The organism is Aliivibrio sp. SR45-2 (assembly GCF_963890165.1).
Lineage (GTDB): Bacteria > Pseudomonadota > Gammaproteobacteria > Enterobacterales > Vibrionaceae > Aliivibrio > Aliivibrio salmonicida.
In genome coordinates this window covers 1-1,608 of the sequence record NZ_CAWPRC010000054.1, presented here as the reverse complement: position 1 = coordinate 1,608, position 1,608 = coordinate 1, and the positions used below count along the sequence as shown (strand labels likewise).

The following is a 1,608-nucleotide window of genomic DNA, read 5'->3' as shown; positions in this document are numbered from 1 at the left end:
CGAATAAAGATAAAGTAAGTAAAAAAACTAAAAAGTACTTCATGATGTGAATTCTTATTTGTATTTATATAAATATAATTACTGTTTATTCTTAATGAAAATAAACAGCGGTTCTCTCGACATGCTATACGAAGGCTATTATTAAATTCATGCCTTTTTATTATCATATTTTATAATTAATGCGAATGCCAATTATAAAAGCATCCAATTGATGAATGTAATTAAGCGGGGTGAGCGCTTAGTAAGATTGCAGATTATATTGTTACGTATAATTAACATGCCAGTAACTGTTTGTGTGAAAGTAAACCAACTTTATGCGATAGGGAGAAATGATAAAAACGAAGTGGGAGTAAAAACAGAAATTAAAGTTGAGGTTAATCCGTTATATTAGATTAACCTCATACTGCTATTTATTACGTTCTATCACCAGTAAAGCAACAGCAACAAATACAATATCTTTAAGTAAAAAGAAATTAGTAATTAAGACACCATCTACAACCTTCCATGTGTTTGGTGTAGTGATCATGAAACTGAGTGTTATAATAAAAGTGAATAGGGCTAAGAGACCTGATAGATAACCAATTTTAGGGTTAAAAAATCCAGCGATAAGTCCTATTGCAATGATTATTTCAGTCAAGCCAATTATATTTGAGACCATTTGTACTGATAGAAAATTATATATCCAACCGATCAAAGGGTGATTAGCAACAAGTGGTTCGATAGCGGCAGCTTCTGTTGGTGTGAATTTAAATATCCCAATCCACAAAAGGGTAAGAACCACACCAAATACCCCGAGTTTATAGCCTAATGAGGTGGTTGTGTTTGTCCTTTCTATTGTTTTACTATCCATTTGTTATTTCCTTTAATTAAACTAAACGGTTTAGTTTAATCTATCGTTTATTTTAGCTAAGTCAACTGGTTTTTGAACTAAACCGTTTATTTTGCTATTATTGAACTAAAGAAGGAGAATGATGTCATGAAAGAAGAAAAGAGAGTTAACGCACTTCAAAAAACGATAGAGCTGTGCGCGTTACATGGTTTTCACGGTACAAGTATGGATAAAATAACGGCTGCGACTGGTTTATCCAAGGCGACTATTTATAAATATTTTCAATCAAAAGAGAATTTAATCGCTAAAGCGTTGGAATTGTTTAGCGAGCAATCACTTTCGAATGTGAAGGTGCTTTTTGAGAATCCAGAACTTACCTTAGACCAAAAAATATCTTTGCGCTTTAAGGGACTCTCTGGTTGTATTGATATCCCATCATTTAATGGCTGCTATTTTCAATTAGCTTATAGTGAGTATAGCCATGAAGATAAAACGATAACGGAAGTGAGTGCTAAATATAAGCAGAGAACTCAAGAGCTACTCATTGAGCTTCTTAAGCGTCATAATATTGAAGATGCAGAACTAAAAGCGAGAAAGGCAGGGATGGTATATAACGGGTTATTAGCGTCGTTACAACTCACTAAAGATGCTTCATTAATTGAACTTGCTCATGAAATGTTTTTAGATATTATCGATTTTAAGTAAGTTACCTTACATCATAATAAGGGCGGGTAGAATGAAGATCAGTCATTTAGACCATTTGGTGTTAACGGTTAAAG

2 protein-coding genes are annotated in these 1,608 nt (G+C 33.0%); one reads left to right on the top strand and one right to left on the bottom strand.

Annotation, left to right across the window (positions count from 1 at the left end; translation table 11 throughout):
* Positions 1 to 406: 406 nt before the first annotated feature.
* A complete protein-coding gene (locus tag AACV33_RS02550) occupies positions 407 to 850 on the bottom strand; it encodes a DUF417 family protein (protein ID WP_023603220.1) in 444 nt (147 codons plus the stop codon).
* Positions 851 to 976: 126 nt separating this feature from the next.
* Between AACV33_RS02550 and AACV33_RS02545 the strand changes: the two genes are divergently transcribed.
* The gene (locus AACV33_RS02545; RefSeq protein WP_023603221.1) at positions 977 to 1,534 is read left to right on the top strand and encodes a TetR family transcriptional regulator; all 558 of its coding nucleotides are present in this window, start codon (positions 977 to 979) and stop codon (positions 1,532 to 1,534) included.
* Positions 1,535 to 1,608: the final 74 nt, after the last annotated feature.

Bases quoted from the DNA above. Each gene is read 5' to 3' on its own strand.
- AACV33_RS02550 (WP_023603220.1), bottom strand. From the start codon at position 850: ATGGATAGTAAAACAATAGAAAGGACAAACACAACCACCTCATTAGGC.
- AACV33_RS02545 (WP_023603221.1), top strand. From the start codon at position 977: ATGAAAGAAGAAAAGAGAGTTAACGCACTTCAAAAAACGATAGAGCTG.